The organism is Elioraea tepidiphila DSM 17972 (genome assembly GCF_000378465.1).
GTDB lineage: Bacteria > Pseudomonadota > Alphaproteobacteria > Acetobacterales > Acetobacteraceae > Elioraea > Elioraea tepidiphila.
The window spans coordinates 59,440-80,103 of the sequence record NZ_KB899916.1 but is presented as its reverse complement, the minus strand read 5'-3'; the positions used below and the strand labels follow the sequence as shown (position 1 = coordinate 80,103).

Genomic DNA, 20,664 nt, shown 5'->3' with positions numbered 1-20,664 from the left:
CGTCAGCGTGTCGTCACGGTTGCGGAACTGCCGCCCCCGCTGACGGCGACGGCCGCGGCGCCGACCACCAGCAGCCCGAGCGGAGCGCCGAGCGCGAGCCCACCCGAGGCGAGCCCGGCAGCGGCGGCACCGGCCGCGCCGGCCGGTGCCAGGGCAAGCTTCTCCGGTGCGGGGGGGATCTCCGCCTCGCGCTGCGACGGCGCGACCGGCGCCGTTGCCTGGACAGCCGGCGGAATGACCAGACGCTGCAGGCCGGGGCCGGCCGTTGCCGGCCAGCCGGACTGCGCAAACGCGGGCGTGGCGCAGATCGCGAGCAAGGCAATCGCGAGACCGATCTTCATGCTGCAACCGAAGATAGCGGCGAACTCTCCGCCGGCCAAGCGCGCCATCATGGCCCCCGCTTGCGCCGGCGGCCGGTCTCGGTGAGGGTCGGGGCGGTCCCGCAGCGAACCCCGCCTCCAGGAGTCCCTCATGCAGAAACCTCGCGGCCGCCAGTTCTTCGCCAATCCCGGCCCGACCAACATTCCCGACAGCATCCTCCGCGCGATCGACCGTCCGACGCAGGACTTCATGGAGGAGGCGTTCATCGCGCTGGTGCGCGACTGCACCGCGCGGCTGAAGCGCGTGCTCGGCACCTCGGGCGAAGTGTTCATGATGGCCTCTTCGGGGCACGGGGCGTGGGAGGCGAGCCTCGTCAACCTGTTCAGCCCTGGCGACACGCTGCTGATGCTGGAGTCCGGCTATTTCTCGGAGTCCTGGACCGAGATGGCGCGCAAGTTCGGGCTGAAGGTGGAGACGGTCCCCGCCGATCGCCGCCGCGGCATCGACCCTGCGGCGGTCGAGGCGGCGCTGCGGGCCGATGCCGGGCATGTGATCAAGGCGGTCTGCGCCGTGCACAACGAGACCAGCACCGGCGTGACAGTGCCTCAGGCCGCGCTTCGGTCGGCGATCGACGCGGCGAAGCACCCGGCGCTGTTCCTCTCCGACACGATCTCCTCGCTCGGCTCGATGCCGTTCCGGATGGACGAGTGGGGGATCGATCTCGCGGTCGGCGGCAGCCAGAAGGGGCTGATGCTGCCCACGGGCATGGCGTTCACAGCCGTCAGCGCCAAGGGGATGGCGGCGCACCGCAAGGCGACGCTGCCGCGGCACTACATGGACTGGTCGGTGATGCTGAACCGTCCGCATCGCAGCTTCGTCGGCACCGTGCCGACGCAGATGTTCCACGGCCTCGCCGAGGCGCTACGGCTGATCGAGGAGGAAGGGCTGGAGGCGGTGTTCGCGCGCCACGCACGGCTCGGTGGCGCGGTGCGCGCGGCCGTGCGCACCTGGTCGGGCAATGACGGGCCGCAGATCTTCTGCGTCGATCCGGCGCGCCAGTCGAACAGCGTCACGGCGATCCTGATGCCGGAAGGGTACGATGCCGACGCGCTGCGCCGGCATGCGGCGGCACGGTACAACGTGTCGCTCGGCGGCGGGCTCGGGGCCCTGGGCGGCAAGGTGTTCCGCATCGGCCATCTCGGAGACCTGAACGAGCCGATGGTGCTGGGCACGCTCGGCGCGGTCGAGATGAGCCTGCGCGATCTCGGCATCCCGCACGGACGGGGCGGGGTCCAGGCGGCGATGGACGCGCTGGCATAGCCGTTCCTGCCTGCGCCGCTGTTCCCGAACAGCCGGCTGAGAGGCGGCTTTCCGCCGCGGGCTGCGGGGGGTCGTGAGGTGTCGCAGGCGCGGACCTGCGGCATCGGTCCCGCAGCGGATCGGAACTCAGGCGCCTGGAGAGGCTGTTGCGCGGACCTTCCCCGAGGGAGGTCCGGCCAGCAAACGTACCTCGGCAGCCCAGAGCACCATGGGTGGGGGGGATCACGCTGGTCGCCCCACACCCCCCTGCATCAGCTCAGCGACGGCGGAACCAGCGCCGCAAGGCCGCGAACAATCCTCCGCCCGACGGCGCACGCGTGAGCGGAATCCCCGGAGTCGGACCGCGATGCGACACGTGCGGGCGCGACGCCGGCGGCGGCAAGGCCGACGCGACCGAATAGGCACGCACATCGCCCGCCGCGATCAGCCGACGCTCGAACGCCACGACGCGGTCCACCGGCTCGGGCAGACGGCCGCGCTCCAACGCATTGGCCTGCGCGGCCGCACCGCCGAAATCCCCCGCACGACGCAGGATGTCGACGATCCGTACCTGCTGTTCGAGGTCGGGCGGCGGCCCCTGGCGGAACAACGCCACCGCCGTCAGCCGCCACTCGCGCGCGAGCTCGGCCTTGCGCGTGTCATCGGCCACCCAGGCCGCCTGAAGCGTCGCCTCGGCCGCCGCATGCAGCTCGCCCGTCTCCTCCAAAATCATTGCCCGGCACAGGAACCGACGCGCGAGCGGCGGATACGACACCTCGGCCAGCAACGCCCGATATGGCCCGCCGGCGACCACCGCCGCGATCGCCTCGCCCGCCTCATCGAGCCGCGGCGCCGCATAGCCGCAGGTCGGACACTGCTGCAGCCAGTACGCCATAGTGCTGCGCATGGTCTCGCCCGGGCGGAGGTCGAGATCGGGCGGACCGGCAGGGCCCGTGCCGTGCACCTGGCGCTGGCGGCTCTCCCGCCCGCATACCGCACAGGTGATGCTCGTCTCGCCGACACTGCCCATGGCGCCGGAACGGTAGCTTGTGCCGAGCGCGCGGGGAAGCGCGCGACTGGTCACTCTGCGATCAGCTTCACCCATTGGCCTGCCTGCACCTGCTCATCGGGGCCGAGCCCGTTCATCACCCGGAAGCGCTCCTCCGCCCGCGCCACCGGCATGCTTCCCGCGAGCGACGCGACCGTCTCCCCCCGCCGCACCTGGCGGGCGCGCACACGCAGCGGCCGGATCGCCGCAGCCTCGGCGGCGGAAAGGACGCGGAACGAGCCGAGCGTGGCCTGGAAGCCCGGGAGGAACGCAGCCGTGCGCTGGGGCGTGGAGACGAACTGGAACCGCCAGTACCGGCCCGGCGCGTGGCGCACCGCGACCAGCAGCAGGTCCATCGGTCCCTGACGCGTGTTGAGCCGAGTGCGCGCCGCCGCCGCCGGCAGCCCGCCGACCTGCAAGGTCTGGAGCCCGCTCAGCCGCGCATTGGTCGCCCAACTACGCGTCAGGTACTGGTCGGGCGGCGCGTCACCGCGAATCTGGCCGGCGTCGAAGATGATCTGCCCGCCGCCGCTGTGCGTCGCCGTGACGGCGCTGATGCCGTTCACCAGCCGGAACCCCTCGGGCACCTCGAAGCGGAAGCGCAGCACGGGATGGAGGAAGGCGCGCCCACGGATCACGCCCTCCGCGACATCGTCGCCCCAGACCATCCCATCGAGCCGGCGGATATAGGTCTCGCGTGCGCGCTCCCCCGCTTGCGGTCCGCCGGCCTGGCGCACGGCGGCCTGGACGCGATCGGGGGTGCGCGGGTGGGTCGAGAACCAGGAGAACTGGTCATCGCCGGGCCGGCGGCCGGCGATCGCCGCCTCCAGCCGGTCCCACTCCGCCATGCGGGCGAGGAAAGAGCCCATGGCGCCGGTATCGTAGCCGGCCGCGCGGAGATAGCGGATGCCGTAGGTGTCGGCTTCCAGTTCCTGCTCGCGCGAGAACCCGGCGACATAGGCCTGTCCGGCGAGCCCCGCGATCTGGCCGCCGCCGCGCACGCCGAGGAACACCTGGCCGAGGATCTCGGCCGCGACCGAGCCGAGCTGCGCGCCAAGTTGCCGATCGAAGCGCTGGGCGGAGTGCCGCGCCACCACGTGGCCCATCTCGTGGCCGACGATGCCGGCGAGTTCCGCTTCGTCCGCGGCAAGCGCCATGATGCCGCGCGTGATGTAGACATAGCCGCCGGGCAAGGCGAAGGCGTTGATCACATCGGTGTTCAGCAGGGTGAAGGCCCAGGGGCCCTCCGGCCGCTCCGAGAGCGCGGCGAGCCGGGAGCCGAGCTCGAGCAGATAGTCGGCCTGGGGACCCCTGAGGGCGCCGCCGAACTGGGCCAATACCTTGGGGTGCTCCTCGGCGCCGATGCGGGCCTCGGCCTCGCGGGAGAGGAACAGGCTCGACTGCGCGCTGGCCGGAGTGCTAAGCGCTACAGCGAGGCCGAGGGCGAGGAGCAAACGCCGCATGGGCCGGGAGGCTAGCATGCGGGACCGGGAACCGGTTCGGGAGCCATTCGGGGTTGTGATGCACCAGGGCGTGGGAGGCGACAGCCCCCCGACCTGTTCACGTCGGCGGCACGTCTTGCAAAACCGCCGGACCCGATCTAAGCACCCCGTCATGTTGGCTTGATCGCTTAGAGCGGGCGTAGCTCAGGGGTAGAGCACAACCTTGCCAAGGTTGGGGTCGAGGGTTCGAATCCCTTCGCCCGCTCCAAATCTTTGGATTTGTCGAACCATCTGAAATTTAACGAGAAAAACAGGCCATTTTGGCCTGTGCAGGTACTGTGCAGAAAAATTTGCGGAGTCGCCTGCGCGGACAAGCGCGAGCATATGCGTTTTTGCGCCGCAATGCGCCCTTTGAAGCGGCCTGCCCTGTAACTCGGTGACCTGATTCGAGTGGGTATCCCCCAGCCACAAGATGTGCCGCGCGAGCGGGAACGCGGCTCCGATCAGTTGGAAACGACAGGTCCCTCTCCGGCGCGACCGTAGGGGACGCGCCGCCCATCAGGGGTGGGTCGGGCGGGATAAGAAAATAGCCGCCGTCATCATGACGGCGGCTCCGCCAGAAGCCGGAGGGTTTGCCCTCCGGCGCTTTATTGTCAGGCAGCTTGCTGCATCTCAGATGACTGCAAGCCGCCCAGATAATCAGCGGCGCGCTGCGCATGCGCGGCGGCGCTGAAGATGGCGCGTTTGTCCTCTTTCAGCACCTTCAGCCAGTTACCGATATAGGCGGCATGCTCGGCGCGGGGTTCGGGGCTGATGGCGAGATCGGCGCAGATGAAGGCTGCGCCAAGCTCAGCGACAAGTTCCTCCATCGCATAGCCTGCATCGCCCCAGCGTTTGCGGCCAAAATCACGATCCAGACGGCCCTTGCCCTTCGTCCAGTGGGTCATCTCATGCGCCAAGGTCGCATAGTATGCCTCGGCCTCGCGGAAGGCTTCAAATGGCGGCATCTGGATTCGGTCCTCGGCGGGACTGTAAAAAGCCCTGTTGCCGCCGTGGCGGATGTCCGCGCCGGTCGCGGCAAAGAAGCGCTCGGCGGCGTCAATGCGCTCCACGGGATCAGCGGGGCGCTCGGCCAAAGCATAGAAGTGAGCGGGTAAGCCCTCGACCTGCTCGACGTTGAACACGGTATAGCCCTTCATGAAGGGAATATCCCGCTCCTGCTCGTCGCCGTTCTCGTCGGTTTCGGTCTTGGTGATTGTGTTGGCGTAAACTACCAGATTGCCTTTCTCGCCCTTGCGGACGTGGCCGCCCAGCTCCTGCGCCTGTTTAAAGGTCATCCAGATCGGGGCGGCATAGCCGCGCTCGCACGCTGCACCCCACAGCATCAGAACATTGATACCCCGATAGGGCTGGCCGTTCGCGCGCAAAGGGCGCGTGATCCTGCCCGCCGCATGTTCGGCGTTCCACGGCTTGAACCAAGGGCGGACGCCCTTTTCCAGTTCGGCCATAATGGCGTTGGTCACTCTCTCATATACATCTGCTTTCATTGCCTTTTTCCTTTGGTCAGCGGGTTGCGCATGCAACCGACTAGCCACGCGGCAATGAGCGGGGGGTCTGCTGTCAGGACCGGAAAACGGGCGATGGCGCGGGCCGGAGCGGAGCGACTACACGGTCGCCCGTTTTCCGCCCGAAGGGCTTGGTCTTGACGGCAAGGGGGCGGCACGCCCCGAATGAAAACGGCGGCCAAAGCCGCCAGGAAGAGGATTGCGGCCTCGGCCAGCTCCGGAATCTGGCCCAGGGTCAGTACCGCGCGCGGGATCAGGTTCCATCATGGGAATGGCGGCGGAAAGCAAGGCCGTGATGGTTGCGGCTACACTTTCATTAATAGTCAGGTCACAAATTATACTGGAAAAGACGCCAATAGGCTTACTACTGAAAATTATCTCAATTCTGTTAAATGCAAATTGCATATCAATTAACAGAATTGAATCTCCGTAAAGATGGACTGTACAGAATTTCTTGTTTAATATTCATCACAGCAATCATTTTAAAGTCTTATGTTGAGATAGTATCCATTATTTCTGGATAGCAATGAGAACTACCACATGCATATATTTGTTATCAATCTTGAACATTCTGAAGATCGCCGAGACACAATACTTTCCCGCGTACAAGCGCTCGGACTCTTTGCAGAAGTATTTACGGCTATAGATGGCAGATCCCTCGATCTGAACAATTGTAACTATGACGGACGCAAGCGGCGTCTGTTCTATGGTAAAGACATGACTCCCGGCGAGATAGGTTGTGCCCAGTCACACCTCGCCGTCTACAGAGAGATTGTGCGGCGCGATCTTCCTTACGCCTTAGTTTTAGAAGATGACGCCGTACTGGTGGATTCCCTACCCTATGCGCTCCAATCTTTAGAGAAAAGTGCTGAGCCATGGGACCTCGTTCGTTTCCTCGGCAAACCCAAAGACCTCAAGAGAATGCGTCCGGTATCCCAGCTTTCTGATGGGCTTGCTTTAACACGTATCTATGGAACGCCGGGGGGGGCCTATGGGTATGTCTTAAGCAAAAAAGCTGCCGGACGTATGGCCGACTGTAGCGCGGCAGGATGGATGCCCATTGATACACTGCATGGACAGGTCTGGTGCCACGGCTTGCGTGTTCGCGGCTTGGTCCCACCTCCTGTTCTTCCCGATTTAGATGCGCCTTCCACAATCGGCGAGCAGCGTTTCAGCAAATCGCGGCGATTGCACGGGTTGGAACGGGCCGCGTTTCCTTTCACACGCTTTGGTTTCAAGCTATTCGACGCTGCCGCTAAAACCCTGACCTACCGCCTTGGATTGGTCCACGATTACCTTGGCGCCCGTCGCAAAGCATAGAATTGCTTGTTCTTAGTAATTTATTGTCAATTTCGCAAATTATGCAGCAATATAGCGAACTGAAAGAGAGAAATAATGCCGCAAGTTACAGTTGCTATGCCGATCTACAATGCAGAGAAATATCTGGAGTCTGCTATTAAGAACATTCAGAGACAGTCCTTATCTGATTTTGAATTTATCATATCTGACAATGCCTCCACGGACTCCACTGAAAAAATAGTAAGGAAATTGGCCGCTCAGGATTCAAGAATCCGCTACTATCGCCATTCGCACAACATGGGTGCTATAGATAACTTTGCTTTCGTAGCGAACAAGGTGAACACACCATTCGTGGTTCTTGCTGCGCATGATGATAGGTGGTCAGACAACTACATCGAAGCCCTTTATTTGGAGGCAAGAAATTGTGATGAATCTGAAATCGTTGTGCCAACGGTGGTGCTTGAACATGAAAATGGAGAGATATATAAAGAAATTCGGTTCGACGATAGAATTTTAACTATGCGAGGATCAGAAAAGGCGCGTGCACTATTAATGAACGCAACGGGCTCCTGGTTCTATGGGATGTATAAGAAAAATGCATTGAAGCGCGCGTTAAACGAAGTTATTACTTACAACTATGTTTGGGCTGGAGATCTAGTTGCCCTCACCCCTTTCATGCTTAACGGCACAGTCTCTTCTGCCTCGGCCGCAGTTTTCTATCACAGAGAGACAGGCGTCTCACGCCAGGCTTACAGGCCCGTTACCTTTAGTGAACGGCGAGATGTCTACTGCGCCTTCGCGAAAATGACGATACGGTCACTGCGGCGTAGCCGCTTGTCCACGCAGGAGAAGCTGTTGATGCTGCCTTACCTCGTTGGGTACGTTGGCAAACATTCTTGCAAGCTGCGTCGCATCATCCGCACAGTACTCTTCCCAAAGTCTGCCGAGCGGGCGGCTTCTAGAAAACTCACCATTCGATAGCCTTCCGACCAGCTGCTCACGCTGCACAGCTGATCTCGGCGGAATCCTCCCCCACACACAGTCCTTTTGATCCTGCACCCTGGCATCCGCCCGCCGGAACGCCGTAAGCCCCTGAACGGGGCTCTTTCTCGTTGTTTCAGCCCTTCGGGTGCGGGTTCGTCGCTGGCGGTGCCGATTGTAGGGGCATGAAAGGCCGTGATGGTCGCGGCTTCCCGACAAGGAGGATCACCCCATGCACCTGATTACCGCAGCACAGCTCGACAGACATCCGGAATGCGTCCTGAACTCGATGTTCTTCCGCGTCAGCCAGGAACTGGCACAAACCGAAGCGGCTACCGTGCACCGTGCCAATGCCCTCGCCTCCCTTGAAAACATCAACCGCGCGATCATCAAGCGCCGCATGAAGGGGCCGGGGATGTAATCCCCGCCCTTCGGGGCCTCACGGTCCTGCGGGCCGGTTAAAGCGCGAGCGCAACGGTTTCGGCCGCTGCGGCGGGGTTGGTGGCGCTGGCGGCGGATCAGGCGGTTTTGGCGGGGCGGTGGCCATGAATTTCGACGAGAACGTGAAGCGTTTGAACAAGGCGACCCAGCCTCGGGCGCGGCGGTTGATAAATTTCCGCCGCCGTTTCGGCGACATGAAGCGGCTGAGCGATCTACGCAGCATTGGCATGAACTTCGGGAACAGGGTTGGCGGAACGCCAAGCCGGTCCTCGTCGTCGTCAGTGGCAACCTTTTCCTTTTTCTGTGACCGGCCCGGTTCTGGTTGCAGGAAACGCGAGCCGCTTACTTTGTGAGCCCCGGCGGGCCTGTGTCCCGCCGCTCTTGCCGCTGACGTTCTTCGATCTTCCGATCTTCCTCGATGCGCCTGCGCATCTCGGCGGCGCGCTCGGCATCCTCGGTGTAGCGTTGCCGCTCGGCCTCGAAGGCGGCGGCTTGTTCGCGCTGCTGCTGCATGTGCCGTTCGCGCAATTCTTCCATCTGCTCGGCGTGGGTTTGTTGCCACAGCACCTCCATGTCGCGCCGCTCCCGCGCTTGTTGCGCGCGAAGCTGCCGCCAGGCGTGTTCGCGGGCGGCGCGCTGTTCCGCGCCGCGCCCCGGATTGAGGCGGTTTTGCAGAGCATTGATGAAGCCCTCGATACCCGTCAGCTTCTGCTCGCGCTGCAAACGCTCGCGCGCGGCGGCGTGCAATGCCGCCTGATGCTCCTGCTTCGCCTGCAATTCGGCGGCTTGGGCATTCTCCAACTGGCGAAGCTCTGCGGCATGCCATTCGGCGAGCTTTGCCGCTTCCTGCCGCTGGCGTTCGTCGAGGGCGCGCGCAACGACGGGATCAAGCGCGGACGGATCGTAGAAAGCCGAGCCGAGATCTTGCTGGCGCGCCTCGGGCGCGGTCGCGGGAGTCTCGGCAGGCGGGTGGTCAGCCTGCGGGGGCGTGGCCTCCCGCGCGCGCATGTCTTCCTGATCCCGCTGGAGCGCTTTTGCTTCGGCGGCTGTGGGCAAGGCGGCGCGGTCCACATCCGCCATGAAGGCGCGGACCTCGACGGCCTTCATTTTAAGCTCGCGGCCAAGGCTGAGCACGGAGCCTTCCGCCGTCACCAGCACGAAGTCGCGCTTGTCGCCCTGTGCGAGCATGTAGCCCGCTTCTTCAAGGGCGGCCTTGAAGGATGCGCCGTTGTCGCAGGTCTCTCTCAGAGCCGCGATCTGCGCCCGCCGGTCGGCAACGGATAGCGCTGCGCGCTCGGCCTGTTGCCATTCGGCATGGGTCGCCTCCGCGCGCGGAAACTCCGGCTGTTTCTCGCGGTCGCGCTTGGCATGTTTGCCGGGGACGTGCTCGTGCCCGAACTCCTGTTCCAGCCGCAGGCTGGCGCGTTCGTGCGCGAGATAATTGTAGCTGTCGCTGCGCAGCGTCATGGTTTCAATGTCGGTGCGCTGCCAGACGACGTGGATGTGCTGGCGGCCCTTCTTCTCGTGCATCACGACGGCGCGGGGCTGGCCTTCCAGGCCCAGCTCCTTTTCCAACACCTCCACCGCGCGCGCCCATTGAGCGCGCGTCATTTCGTAACGGGCGTCGGGATCGATATTGACGTGATAAAGCCCTTTCTTGCCGCGCGTGCCTTCGCACAGGGTCTGCCAGTCGCGGAAGGTGGCGTGAAGGTCATAGGGGGAGTGGTTTTCCAGCACCTCGACACGCTCGTTTGTGTCTGCGCGCATCAGGTGCGCGGCAAGCTGGCCCGGTCCGCCGCGTGATCCCCCCTTGACGATCATGCGGCCCTCTCACGCGCCCGGTGGCGGCGGCACGGATTTCGTGCCGGAGAGCGGCGGTGGATCGGCGCTGGATACCGGGGCGACGGGGCGCGCGTCGTCGGGGTCCTTGCCCAGCGCCTCGTAGATCAGCCTGCGTATGCAGGCGAGATCGGAGAGCGCCGCGCGAATATCCGTCAGGACCACATCCGCGCTGCCGCCCGTATGCAGGTATCGGGCAATCTGGTTGAGATTGCTGCCGGTCTTGCCGAGATGGCCAAGTACCTGCCGCATGGCCTGGGCATCGGCAGGCACGCGCCGCTGGGCGCGAGGGCCAGCTTCACCGGTCAGAACGGCGCGGGCGAAGGCGGCGGAAGCCATGCCTGCCTTGTCGGCGCGGGCAAGGAAGGCGGCCTTTTCATGTGGGGTCAGACGGACAAACAGCCGGTCGGTGCGCTGCCGCTTCTCGGATTTCGTGGCCCTTGGCGAGAGGCCCCTGGTGTCGTCGTCGGCCATGAATTCCCCCCGGCTGTTCTCCTGTTCACAGCGCACCGGCGCGCGTGGTCGAGGGGGCGCAATCCCCTCGTCGGGTTCCAAGGGCGACTGCGCCTTGGTCATGGGTTCCAAGGGAGCGCGACGGCTCCTTTGGTCTGGAGGCTCCACAGGAGGGCACGAAGGCTCTCCTTGGTCGGGGGATGCAACGGGGGCGAAGCGCCCCTTGCCAAGCGGACGGACGGTCAGTCCGTCCATGGCTTGCAGCCACTCTCAACCTACAATTTAGGATAGCACAACCAGCGCGTGGCTGTGGGGTATTGGAGCATGCAGCGGGAGAAACCCTCCCGATGATGCGCGTCGTATGCAGCCTGTACCAGCCATTTTGCGGCGGTCGAGTCGGCTGCGATTGACGCCCCATATTATACCACAGGTAGCAGCATCCGAACGGATTCATTTTCAACGCCCCGCCAGCAAAGTATCGCGGGCGGCGTTGAGATTGCGCGCGAGCCAGTCGCTGCCGCCCGCGTCCGGATGCACCTTCTGCATCAGACGCTTGTATGCGGCGCGTATCTCGGCCTCCGTCGCACCTTCCCTGAGGCCGAGCACGGGCAGCGCCTCCGCGCGGCTCATTCGACCGTCGCGGGGCCGTGCAGCCTCCTTTTCCTGCCTCTGCTCCTGTTGACCGCCGTCCTGTCGCTGCTCCTGCTTCTGGCGGCTGTAGTAAGGGTTCGGGTCATAGGCCAAAGGCGGGTCCCAATAGGTACCGGGATACCGCTCGCGTAGCTGTCCGAAAGCCGCCTGAAGGTTCCAATAGTCGATGGGCCGCAGGTAATGCGGATCGCCGCTTGGATGGGTGACGATCGCCACCTCCCGACCAAGGTTCAGGATTTCATCGGGGGTCAGGAGCGGGCGGCCCGTCTCGCCGTAGCTCACGCTTTCGCCGTCTTCGCCTTCGCGTTCGCTGCGTCCCACGGTGCGGACGGTCTTTTTGCCCAGCACCTCGGAGAGGTATTTGGCGGACTCCAGGTCATTGATGTTGCAAAACCACTTGTAGGCGCAGTTGGAGAGGATGGTGCCCGCCGTCTTGCCGTAGAGGTCGCGGAGCTGGTCAATGCCCTGCACAACCAGCGCGAAGTCGAGGCCGTAGCCCGCGAGCGTGGCAAGGTCGCGGGGCATGTCCTCAATCTTACCGAGCGCGGGAAACTCGTCGATCAGCACAAGGCAGCGGTGCTGTCCTCGGTTCTGCTGCGGGGCGCGCCGATAGGTATGGCTGACCGCCGTCAGCATCAGGCGCAGCCATGTCCGTTGCGTGTCGATCCGGTCGGGCGGGATCACGAGATAGACCGTGCGCCGCTCCCGCAACAGGTCGGGCAGGCTGAACGTCGATGCGGCGGTAGCGGTCTTGATCTGCGGGTCGGAAAGAAACTTTGTGTTCTCCGACAGGTTCGCCATGATCCCCGAATAGGTCTCCTGCGCAAGGTCCAGGTACGGGCTGACCATTTCACGGATTGCGCCGCCGAAAGCAGTGCTGCTGGCCATGGGGACGAGGAAGTTGTCGGTGAAGTCCTTGCGGCTAAGGCTGATGATTTCACGCGCGCGGGCAAGCGTCTTGGTCTCGCCTGGCTGATCGGTGATCCAGAGTAGAACGGCTGCAAAGACGTTGGCCGCGCTCCCCTGCCAGTAGCGATCCTTGTCGCCCGGCGAAGTCGGGCATACCGCGCCGGCGAGCGCCTGGGCGATCGCAACGGCGTTCGGGTCGCCGCGATCGAGCACGTCGAGGGGATTGAAGGTGTCCTGCGGCAGGCCCGCCTCGCGGTAGGCTGCCGCAAGCTCGCCCCACGGGTTGATGATATGCACCTTGTCCGTCGCCTTCGCGAACAAACGCGGGCGCGCCGTCACGGCGGCGTTTTCACCCTTCGGGTCGATCACGACCATCGATCCGCTGTAGCGGAGCAAGGTCGGGATAATGACGCGGGTGCCTTTGCCTGTCCGCGTCCGCGCCACGATCAGCGTATGATGCTCCGGCGTCGTACAGACGGGGATGCCAGGCTGTTTATCCAGCGGCACGCTGTTCGCTTGGGGGTGGCTGCTTTTACCAAGGAATACCCCCTCGCGGAGCCAATCCGCGTGGGGCGGCGTAATCTGCATCCCTTCAAACCGCGCCGTGCCGTAATTGTCGGACAACGACTCTCCGGCGTCCTCGGACGGTGTGCGGAATTTCCGGTACAAGAACCAGCCAAGGCCCGCCACCATAGCCAGCGGAAAAAGGCCATTCAACGAACCGTTCTGCACCATCATGGTCGTAAGCGCGAACACGTTGAGCGCGACATAGATGCCGCCAACCCATAGGAGCACACGCAGCCAGCGCGGTTTGGGCGGCTTGGATGGATCGGCTTCCGGGCGGCGCATCAGAACGGCCCTTCCGCCTGCGCCTCCGGATCGGAGGCTGCGCGTTCAGGCACGGCAAGGTCGGGCGCGCCCGCCGCCGTGCATAGGCTGTTCCACAGCCGCGCGTAATGCCGATGACCGGTCGGATCGGTCACAAGCATATGCAGCAGGTGTTCAAGATAATTGCCGACGATCCGGCTCAAAACGCGCTCCACCGGCGCGGGTGCGCGCCCTGCGGCGGCGGCGTCCAGCGACTCGATGTACTCCAGCAGCGCCAGCATGCGCGGGGCGGCGTCCACCGTCACCGGCACGGGATCGGCGGCGTCGTTCTGCGCGGCGTCGAGCAAGCCCGCCAGCGCGCATACGTCCGGATGCGCGTCAAACTGCGCCTTCAGGCGCGCGAGCGCGGGATGCGGCGTGGGACCGGGCGTGTCGTTTGCGCCCTGTTCCCAAGCGGATAGCGCCGCATCAAGGCCGTGACTGCCCAAAGCGGGCTTCCTGTCGTCGGGCATGCCAGCCTCCCCCCAAAGACATGCGGCAGTATGTCGGGGCGCGGCCTTAGTGGCGCGCCGCGTCCGCGCCGAAGTAACGGGTATGGTTGATATACTTGCGCGAAAATGACTTCTGGCTCAACCTTAAGAGAGGGGCGCGCTCAATGCTTGCATTGCCGCGTCCGGATCGGGGGGAGCGTGAAATGGCTGGATTGCGGTACTGAGTTTATTGTGGCGGATGTCATCCGCTGGCGTGAACCGGTCTGGAAACCGCAAGCCCGCGCCTCCAAAAAGAAACCTGTTGTCATCGGCCAGCGCTGCGTCACCGGCCAAATTCTTCGCATCGACCGCGCGGGCTGGGTGCATATCAAGGTTGCGGCCTGCACGGTGGAACCCGCGCCGCACTGGCCGCGCTCCTTACCGCCGCCGCTCGCACCCGGCGAGATGATCCGCCGCCAGCGCGGCAAGATCGGGCAAGGCAAGATCTTGCGCCTGCCATGGAGCGACGAAACCGCGCGCGCCGCCGTGGTCGGCTCGCGGTTCGTGAAAGATTGAACCTAGCGCCGCTTTTGCAAGACGGCTTCGACGGGCGCGATAAGATCGGCGGTCGGCACGTCGAGGATGCGCGCAATCTCGACAAGCTCCACGACTTCAACCCGCCGCTCGCCAAGCTCGATCTTGGCGACGAACGACTGCGAGCGGCGCAGGCGCGCCGCAAGTTCTTGTTGTGTCAGGCCGCTCGCCTTGCGCGCATCAATAAGCGCCTTCGTCAGGGCGATATGGCCCTCTGTGCGAAGGCTCTTTGTCACGCCAGCCCCAAGAGGAAGTTACCCCTTGTTGCTAATCCTGTTTTGGACTAATCCGATTTTGGACTTGCCGCGCCCGCGCGGATGCGGTTAACCATGTTTGCGGTGATCGTGGGCGGAGGGCGCAAGGACGATGCAGACGAACAACACAGCCGCGCGGCTGCCTCTCTTCTCAAACCAGCGGCCCGGCTGGCAACGGCTTCTGATCTGGGGCGGGGTCGCCTTCGCGGCACTCAATATTGTGCCCCTCGTTTTTCACGTCGCAGGAAACCTGTTCGGGCTGGGAAACGCGCTGCGCGGGTGGGGCAGTCTTTTGTTGCTCGTTCTTCTGCCGTTTTTGCCGGTTCTCGGGTTTTTGCTATACCTGCCCTTCCACGGCATCAACTTGTTCCGCACCGCTGCCAACAGCGCGACTGCCGCCTTCACGCGGCGCGATGATCCGGCGCGCGGCGGCTATCTGTATGATGTGCGTCCGGCGCGCATGTCGTGGCTCACGGTCTTGACGCCCCTTCCGCTGTTCATCGTGCTCGGCGTTTTGACGGCGGGCATCGGGATGCTCTTCTGGCCCGCGCTCGTCGCGATCTTCGTGCTGCCGGGCGCGCGCTACCGCAAGCCCGTCACGATTGCGGTGTCCGCGCACGGCATTGAGAGTGGCGATGTGAATCTGCCGCTCGACCGCATTGCCGATCTCGAAGTCGGCAACAACGGCGTGAAGGTCAGCGAAGAACCGCTTATGCCGGGACGGGGCGGCGTATCCACATCGGCAATGGTCGGGCGCGGACTCGGCAAGCGCCAAGCCGAGCGCAGCTATACGCTGGCTGTGCGCGGCGACGGCCAGAGCAGCGCCGCCGTGATCGCGGGCGGGCTAACGTATGATTGCGCCGTGAATCTGCAAAGCGACATACACAACGCGCTGGCGCGTTTCAGCGCGGCGGATTGAGCGGAAGCTCCACAACAAGGCGGCGGCCCGCCCCGATCCGGGCGGGCCTGTCGCCGGACTCGCCCTTTAGAAGAGGGCAAGCTGGCGGGCGGCTGCTTCGCGCCGCCGCCAAGCGGGGGTATTCGCTTCCTCGTCCAACCATGCCAGCACGAAAGCAACCGGGCCGCCGTAGCTGGCGACGGTCTCCGCGCTCGTAAAATGCGAGCGGTAGCCGGTTTCGGTGATCGGCAGGGGCATACCCTCCGGCGAGATCGCCCTGATCTCAAGATGCGCGGTATCCAAGCCGTTGTCGCGGGAACAATTCAGCCAATCCGGCTCGTATGTGATGGCGAGGGCGATGCCGTTCCAGACGGCTTCGTGGTGTTCGCAGTAACATGATATGGCGATGCGGAACTCATCGCGGTCATACGTATCGTCAGGGTCACGCTGGCCCGCCGCGATCTCGGCTTCAAGCTCCGCGAACATTTCATCCAAGGCGGCCTGCGCGGCTTCTTCCGTCTCGAAGGTTTCCGGTTCGGACGTGCCGTCAGGCGAGTCAATCGTCCAAGTGTTTGCCCAACCTGTGTTGTAGGCAAAATGTTGCACTTCGTAGGTTTCGGATTTCTTGGTCATGTCTTTTTCTCCTTGTGTTTGCATTGCCCCCATCGGGCGTGCCCTCGAAGGGCCAGGCGCAAGGGCGCGGCGTCACACAGGAAAATTGGGGGAGACCTTCAGGGGGAACCGATTTTCCTGTTGACGCTAGAAGCGCCCGCGCATGGCAGAGGGCCACAAGCTGCCCGGTGGGGGGATGCAAAGGGATCACAAGGGGAAGGCTGACCGACTCCGAAACCGGAGAGCGGCATTGGATTCGTGCCTGCAATGCTCTATGGGGCAAACGGCGCGGTGAAGCTGATCCGCGCGCTATCGGCAACATGAGAGAACGGGACGGAGCGCATCCATGCGCGCACGGCGCAGACAGGACGCGGAGCGGATGAAGGCGCGGGCGCGCCGGGTCATGGCCCTGTGGGGTCGTGACTCATCTGCTGCCGCACCCTCGGCCCGCGCAGTCGGCAAGATCGCCTCGACGCACGGGCGGCCCTGTTCGTGCTGGCTGTGCAGCGGCACAAAGGACGTGCCGCCGAAGCGGGAACGCGGGTTTGATTCCTGCGGTCGGGCTACTTAATCAGGTCGGCTATGCTTCTTTGAAAGCCGTCGGGCATGCTCTGCTGCGCGCAAAGTCGCGCCTCATGCTCCCATCCTTCGCTGTCCTTGAACTTGAAAGATGTGCGGTCGGTAATCACCCAATCGGCGGTGGTCAGCCACTCGGCCGGAATCGGCGTGGGCGGCTCGGGTGCGCGCACATCGGTACAATACTGCTTGGTGCGGAACGTGTTCGGGCCGGTCTGCTCGATCCCCTGAAACGTGCAAAAGGAACTGCCCCAATAAAGGCCCTGCCGCCGCAGCAGCGCGGCGGTGGCGTTCGATGCGGTCGCGCACGTCGCGTCCGTGCGGACGTAGTAACCCCGATCAAGGGGCAATTCGGTAATCGTCGCGGGGGTAGATGCGGGGGCGCTCTCGGCCTCCGCTTCGGCCGCGCCTGTTCCTGACCACAGGGCGAAGGCACCGCCTGCCGCAACGACGCCGATAACGGCCAGTATCCGAATAGGCAAAGTGCTCATGTGTTCGCCCCCCGTTGGATGCTCCGCAATAACAACAAACATGGTTAAAGCAGATGCAGGCTGAACGCCAGATGATTGGCGCTAATGAGGCGCAAACGCCCCCTGTCCGGTAAAGCCGCCCCACACGTCCTTTTCATTATGCACCCTGCCAGCGGTCTTTCCTCGCGGGCGCAAGCCGCAAGCGGCTCCTTCTCTCACGCTACGGCCCTGACGGGTGCGCCCGGAAATCCGCGCTGGCGTGATCGGGGGCATGAAAGGCCGTGATGGTCGCGGCCTCGCCAGACAGGAGAAAAATCATGCGTCTCATCACCGTCGCCGAACTCGATCAACTGCCTGAATCCGTGCTGCACTCCAAATTCCTGCGCGTCAGTCAGGAACTGGCGCAAACGGAAGAGCACACCACGGAACGCGCCAACGCGCTGGGCACTTTGGAAAACATCAACCGTGCGATCATCCATCGCCGGTTGCGGGGGCCGGGGATGTAAGCCCCCGCCCTCGAAGCGGGGACAGGCAGGTGTTGCAAATGCACCCATTGCAAATGGATGCGGCCCAAGGCCGCCTTGGCTTTGACGGAAATCACCGCTCTTTTCGCGCCAGCGGCGCAGCGGTGAGTGGCGAACCCGCCATTCGTCCGAGCCGGACACGGGTTCGCAACAGCAGGCATGGCGGTGCTTGAGGCTCTGCGCACCGTTTCTCCCTGCCTGCTTGGCCGTACTCACGCCTTTTGCGCCAGCGGCGCGTCGTGAGAACGGCAACGCCAGCGCTCTTGCATCGGCCATCGAACTCGATGGCTGGTACGATGCGCGCTAGCGTTTGGGGCGGCGCGGCTTGCCCGCCTGCTTGGCCTTGATGGACTGAATCTCTTTTGCCTTCGCTTCGAGCGCGTCGATCTCGGCGTTCATTTCGGCGTGCATGTCATCCCATCCGCCGATCCCCATCAACACGCGGTCCGCATGTTTGATGGTGTTCACATGCCCATAGTGCTGTTCGATCATCTTGACCGAAGTGCCCATCTGTTGGGCGAGGATATAGACGTCAACACCGGCGGAAAGCCGGAGCGTAGCGTAGGTATGACGGAAGCAATAGGTGGTGCGGGGGATGCCGCTCGGGCCTTCCCGAAGGTCGGTGTATTTCAGTAGCTCTTCGACGGTATCGCGATAGAGCCATTTTGCTGGTTTGCCGTTGATAATTGTGAACACGGGATCGTCGGGCTTCGTCGCCTTGGACAATTCCCGAACCCGATCCAGATACGTGCCCACACTGGTGGGAGCGATCAGCTTGCGCTCCTTGCCTTTGCCTCGCACATAGATGACCAGAATCTCCCGGCCATCTTTGTCCTTGGCGGTGGTGATGTCCCGCCAGCGCAGGTTCTTCGCTTCCGGCGGGCGCATCCCCGTGTTGCACATAATGAGAATGAAATTATAGCAGATTTGGCGATACCAAACGCCCTGAGGCGTGGTCGCCTCCTTCATCCATTTGCGGCCTTTGGTATGGAGTTTTCGATATTCCTCCAGCGTGAACTCGTCGCGGCGGTTCGATTTGAGCTTCGGCATGCCCTCGAAGCGATGATGTGCGGGCACGTATCGCTTGCTGATGGCATAGTTCATGATGGCGGCGAAAATGCTCATCTCGATGCGAATGGTGGAATCGCTGATCAAGCTGTTGCGGCGTCCCTTGCCGTTCTCCCGCCGCCACAGCGGGTATTCTGACCAGCGGTCCTGTGTAATCAGGTGAATTTGCGTGCTGCCGACATAGGCGTTCAGCGGTCCATCAATCTTGCTTTTGACGTTTCTGGCGCGCGCCTGGCTGACTTCCCCGGCGTTCGCCCGCCGTTGCTGCGCCTCGGCGTATTCCTGCGCCACCTGCGAGAAGGGGCGGTTGAATACGGGGACATCGTGTTTCAGGCGGAAACGGATATCCGCGTACTCGTCCATCGCACGGTCGCGGGCCGTCTGCCGATCTGCCGTGCGCAGGGAGATTGTCTTATAGCGGTCCTCGTTCTGGATTCTGATCCGGCAGTAGTAGTTGTCGTGCCCGACATCGCCGCGTCGGAAAATGATAAGGCCGGGCTTGATCTGCTCTTTGTCGAGGATGAAACTCATTTCTCCGCTTCCTACTGTGCAGAAACTGTGCAGATTGGCGGCGTAAGTGACTGATTTACCGTACCTGTGCAGGTTCCGTGTAGGACATTGTACCAAAAAATGTTGTTTATTTATAGTGTTTTATGATAATCCCTTCACCCGCTCCAGTCGCCGCCTATCCAACCCCTCTCCCGGCCAGTGACCGGCGCCGAAAGCCGCAGGTTTGCTGGGCGTTTGCGCGTCGGCCTTGATACTGCGCGGCCGGAACGAGGGCCGTTTTCGCTCTCCGGAGGGCGGCTTCTCTCCGAACCTTGATACTGGGCCGATTTAGTCTACAAGCTTAACGCGTTGATTTGACTGCGTATTGCGTTGGCATTCCGACACGGAAGTTCGCATTTCGATCGCTCCTCCAATCAAGATCTGTTGGAAGTCGGCGATTCCCAACAACAGCTCATTACCGACAGGTCGGATCCCGACAGCAGCTGATCCCGGGGCGGGCGGGCGCACCCTGATCCGGTGCGCAAGCGCCGCCGCCTAAAGCTCGTCGAATGGTTCCGCGTCCGCTCGCTGCTGCGCGCGACGCAGGCGGTGCCGTAGGACGTGCGCAACCGGCGCCTGGTCTACGTGTTCGCGCCGCTCGAGGAGCAGGACCGGCGCGCGGGCAAGGTGGTGATCGGCGTCGTCTTTGGGTGGCGGGCGGAGGGCGGGCCCGCGCGCGGCTCCGCGATCGTCAGCGGCGGCCTGGTGCCGCGCGGCGCGTTCGAGCAGCCGAGCGAGTACCGGCCAATTTCACCGCCGGACTGGGGGCGGTAGCCGAGGGGGCTCACAACACCCCACCTAGCGCGCCGGCTGCCAGGGCCGGGTCCCCGGTCGCTGCTGCGTTTCGCGATCCCGGCTACCGGTGCGGACTCTAGTCGTCCGCACCGATGCCGCCAAGGACCTGGGAAGCCCGTGGAGAGGCCAGTGCTGGCGGTCGCCCCCCCCTTTCCTCGCACGAGCACGTCCCGAACCGGAGAGGCCGGGGCCATCCCCGCGCGGGCGGGGGCACCCGCGCCGCGCCGCAGGGCGTCGACGCGGTCGAGGGGCCATCCCCGCGCGGGCGGGGGCACCTGGGTCTCTCCTCTGCCTCGGGGTCATCCCCGAGGGCCATCCCCGCGCGGGCGGGGGCACCGAGGGTCGAGTTCCTGCTCTACCTCGCCGTCGGGGGCCATCCCCGCGCGGGCGGGGGCACCGCGGCGCTCTCCGATGCCGAGGCCTGGGCCTGGGGGCCATCCCCGCGCGGGCGGGGGCACCGACGGCACGGTCGCCCGCCCGGTGGTGGTGGCGGGGCCATCCCCGCGCGGGCGGGGGCACCGAAACCACGATCGGCACCGCGCCGGTGCTGGAGGGGCCATCCCCGCGCGGGCGGGGGCACCGCGGCGCTCTCCGATGCCGAGGCCTGGGCCTGGGGGCCATCCCCGCGCGGGCGGGGGCACCGACGGCACGGTCGCCCGCCCGGTGGTGGTGGCGGGGCCATCCCCGCGCGGGCGGGGGCACCAGCTGTGCGGCGGACGGGGGCACGATGGGCTGGGGGCCATCCCCGCGCGGGCGGGGGCACCGGACCGTGTGCCTA

General features: G+C 64.1%; 21 protein-coding genes, 1 tRNA gene and 1 CRISPR repeat array (1 of these 23 only partly in view). Of the genes, 10 read left to right on the top strand and 12 right to left on the bottom strand.

The genetic code is table 11. The features are described 5' to 3' along the window. Window positions 1-2: 2 nt before the first annotated feature. Window positions 3-341, bottom strand: a complete 339-nt coding sequence (locus F563_RS0107190; protein ID WP_156825101.1) for a hypothetical protein — start codon at window positions 339-341, stop codon at window positions 3-5. Between the two features lie 130 nt (window positions 342-471). Here F563_RS0107190 and F563_RS0107185 point away from each other — a divergent pair, with 130 nt between their 5' ends. After that, window positions 472-1,641, top strand: a complete 1,170-nt coding sequence (locus F563_RS0107185) for a pyridoxal-phosphate-dependent aminotransferase family protein (RefSeq protein WP_019013979.1) — start codon at window positions 472-474, stop codon at window positions 1,639-1,641. A gap of 256 nt (window positions 1,642-1,897) precedes the next feature. Here the strand turns inward: F563_RS0107185 and F563_RS24735 are convergent, their stop codons facing one another. Further along, window positions 1,898-2,704 (bottom strand): hypothetical protein, encoded by an 807-nt coding sequence (locus tag F563_RS24735; RefSeq protein ID WP_019013978.1) that lies wholly within the window; start codon window positions 2,702-2,704, stop codon window positions 1,898-1,900. Next, window positions 2,701-4,131 (bottom strand): M48 family metalloprotease, encoded by a 1,431-nt coding sequence (locus F563_RS0107175; protein WP_162140580.1) that lies wholly within the window; start codon window positions 4,129-4,131, stop codon window positions 2,701-2,703. Before F563_RS0107175 ends, F563_RS24735 begins: the two co-directional genes overlap by 4 nt. Window positions 4,132-4,303: 172 nt before the next feature. On the opposite strand from F563_RS0107175, the gene F563_RS0107170 reads away from it, so the two are divergent. Then, window positions 4,304-4,378 (top strand) — tRNA-Gly (locus F563_RS0107170). A gap of 385 nt (window positions 4,379-4,763) precedes the next feature. Here the strand turns inward: F563_RS0107170 and F563_RS0107165 are convergent. Next, window positions 4,764-5,657 carry an ArdC family protein gene (locus F563_RS0107165; RefSeq protein ID WP_019013976.1) on the bottom strand — a complete coding sequence of 298 codons (894 nt, stop codon included), beginning with the start codon at window positions 5,655-5,657 and terminating at the stop codon, window positions 4,764-4,766. Between the two features lie 558 nt (window positions 5,658-6,215). On the opposite strand from F563_RS0107165, the gene F563_RS24370 reads away from it, so the two are divergent. The 4 genes from F563_RS24370 to F563_RS24730 all read left to right on the top strand — a co-directional run bounded on the left by F563_RS24370 (window position 6,216) and on the right by F563_RS24730 (window position 8,749). Then, a complete protein-coding gene (locus F563_RS24370) occupies window positions 6,216-6,995 on the top strand; it encodes a glycosyltransferase family 25 protein (RefSeq protein WP_084596419.1) in 780 nt (259 codons plus the stop codon). Between the two features lie 75 nt (window positions 6,996-7,070). Continuing rightward, window positions 7,071-7,955, top strand: a complete 885-nt coding sequence (locus F563_RS24365) for a glycosyltransferase family 2 protein (protein WP_084596418.1) — start codon at window positions 7,071-7,073, stop codon at window positions 7,953-7,955. 232 nt (window positions 7,956-8,187) lie between these two features. Beyond that, entirely contained in the window at window positions 8,188-8,376 is a 189-nt protein-coding gene (locus F563_RS0107160; RefSeq protein WP_019013975.1) for a hypothetical protein, read from the top strand. Window positions 8,377-8,500: 124 nt separating this feature from the next. Beyond that, a complete protein-coding gene (locus F563_RS24730; protein ID WP_156825100.1) occupies window positions 8,501-8,749 on the top strand; it encodes a hypothetical protein in 249 nt (82 codons plus the stop codon). Here the strand turns inward: F563_RS24730 and F563_RS0107155 are convergent. From F563_RS0107155 to F563_RS0107140, 4 genes are all read right to left on the bottom strand, one after another. Continuing rightward, complete coding sequence (locus F563_RS0107155) at window positions 8,739-10,217, bottom strand: relaxase/mobilization nuclease domain-containing protein (RefSeq protein ID WP_019013974.1); 1,479 nt, start codon at window positions 10,215-10,217, stop codon at window positions 8,739-8,741. The genes F563_RS24730 and F563_RS0107155 overlap by 11 nt on opposite strands. 9 nt (window positions 10,218-10,226) lie before the next feature. After that, complete coding sequence (locus F563_RS0107150; protein ID WP_211211386.1) at window positions 10,227-10,811, bottom strand: plasmid mobilization protein; 585 nt, start codon at window positions 10,809-10,811, stop codon at window positions 10,227-10,229. Window positions 10,812-11,144: 333 nt separating this feature from the next. Then, window positions 11,145-13,097 (bottom strand): type IV secretory system conjugative DNA transfer family protein, encoded by a 1,953-nt coding sequence (locus F563_RS0107145; RefSeq protein WP_156825099.1) that lies wholly within the window; start codon window positions 13,095-13,097, stop codon window positions 11,145-11,147. Continuing rightward, window positions 13,097-13,588 carry a hypothetical protein gene (locus F563_RS0107140; RefSeq protein ID WP_026299396.1) on the bottom strand — a complete coding sequence of 164 codons (492 nt, stop codon included), beginning with the start codon at window positions 13,586-13,588 and terminating at the stop codon, window positions 13,097-13,099. The genes F563_RS0107145 and F563_RS0107140 overlap by 1 nt, the downstream gene beginning before the upstream one ends. Before the next feature lie 177 nt (window positions 13,589-13,765). Here F563_RS0107140 and F563_RS0107135 point away from each other — a divergent pair, with 177 nt between their 5' ends. Beyond that, a complete protein-coding gene (locus tag F563_RS0107135) occupies window positions 13,766-14,122 on the top strand; it encodes a hypothetical protein (RefSeq protein WP_156825098.1) in 357 nt (118 codons plus the stop codon). Between the two features lie 2 nt (window positions 14,123-14,124). Here F563_RS0107135 and F563_RS0107130 read toward each other — a convergent pair whose 3' ends face one another. Continuing rightward, the gene (locus tag F563_RS0107130; protein ID WP_019013969.1) at window positions 14,125-14,376 is read right to left on the bottom strand and encodes a helix-turn-helix domain-containing protein; all 252 of its coding nucleotides are present in this window, start codon (window positions 14,374-14,376) and stop codon (window positions 14,125-14,127) included. Between the two features lie 130 nt (window positions 14,377-14,506). Here F563_RS0107130 and F563_RS21890 point away from each other — a divergent pair, with 130 nt between their 5' ends. Next, the gene (locus tag F563_RS21890; RefSeq protein ID WP_156825097.1) at window positions 14,507-15,313 is read left to right on the top strand and encodes a hypothetical protein; all 807 of its coding nucleotides are present in this window, start codon (window positions 14,507-14,509) and stop codon (window positions 15,311-15,313) included. Between the two features lie 66 nt (window positions 15,314-15,379). On the opposite strand, the gene F563_RS25325 is transcribed toward F563_RS21890, so the two are convergent. Together F563_RS25325 and F563_RS21885 are read right to left on the bottom strand one after the other, a co-directional pair. Further along, entirely contained in the window at window positions 15,380-15,925 is a 546-nt protein-coding gene (locus F563_RS25325; RefSeq protein ID WP_019013967.1) for a hypothetical protein, read from the bottom strand. A 542-nt stretch (window positions 15,926-16,467) separates the two neighbouring features. Next, window positions 16,468-17,013: a hypothetical protein gene (locus F563_RS21885; RefSeq protein ID WP_211211384.1), complete on the bottom strand. Its 546-nt coding sequence runs from the start codon at window positions 17,011-17,013 to the stop codon at window positions 16,468-16,470. A 254-nt stretch (window positions 17,014-17,267) separates the two neighbouring features. On the opposite strand from F563_RS21885, the gene F563_RS0107110 reads away from it, so the two are divergent. Continuing rightward, window positions 17,268-17,456 (top strand): hypothetical protein, encoded by a 189-nt coding sequence (locus F563_RS0107110; protein ID WP_019013965.1) that lies wholly within the window; start codon window positions 17,268-17,270, stop codon window positions 17,454-17,456. Window positions 17,457-17,777: 321 nt separating this feature from the next. Here the strand turns inward: F563_RS0107110 and F563_RS0107105 are convergent, their stop codons facing one another. After that, a complete protein-coding gene (locus F563_RS0107105; protein WP_019013964.1) occupies window positions 17,778-19,073 on the bottom strand; it encodes a tyrosine-type recombinase/integrase in 1,296 nt (431 codons plus the stop codon). A 579-nt stretch (window positions 19,074-19,652) separates the two neighbouring features. Between F563_RS0107105 and F563_RS0107095 the strand changes: the two genes are divergently transcribed. After that, entirely contained in the window at window positions 19,653-19,865 is a 213-nt protein-coding gene (locus F563_RS0107095) for a hypothetical protein (RefSeq protein ID WP_019013963.1), read from the top strand. A gap of 207 nt (window positions 19,866-20,072) precedes the next feature. Further along, window positions 20,073-20,664: direct repeats of the CRISPR family, unit length 29 nt; unit sequence GGGGCCATCCCCGCGCGGGCGGGGGCACC (it continues 6,513 nt past the right edge of the window).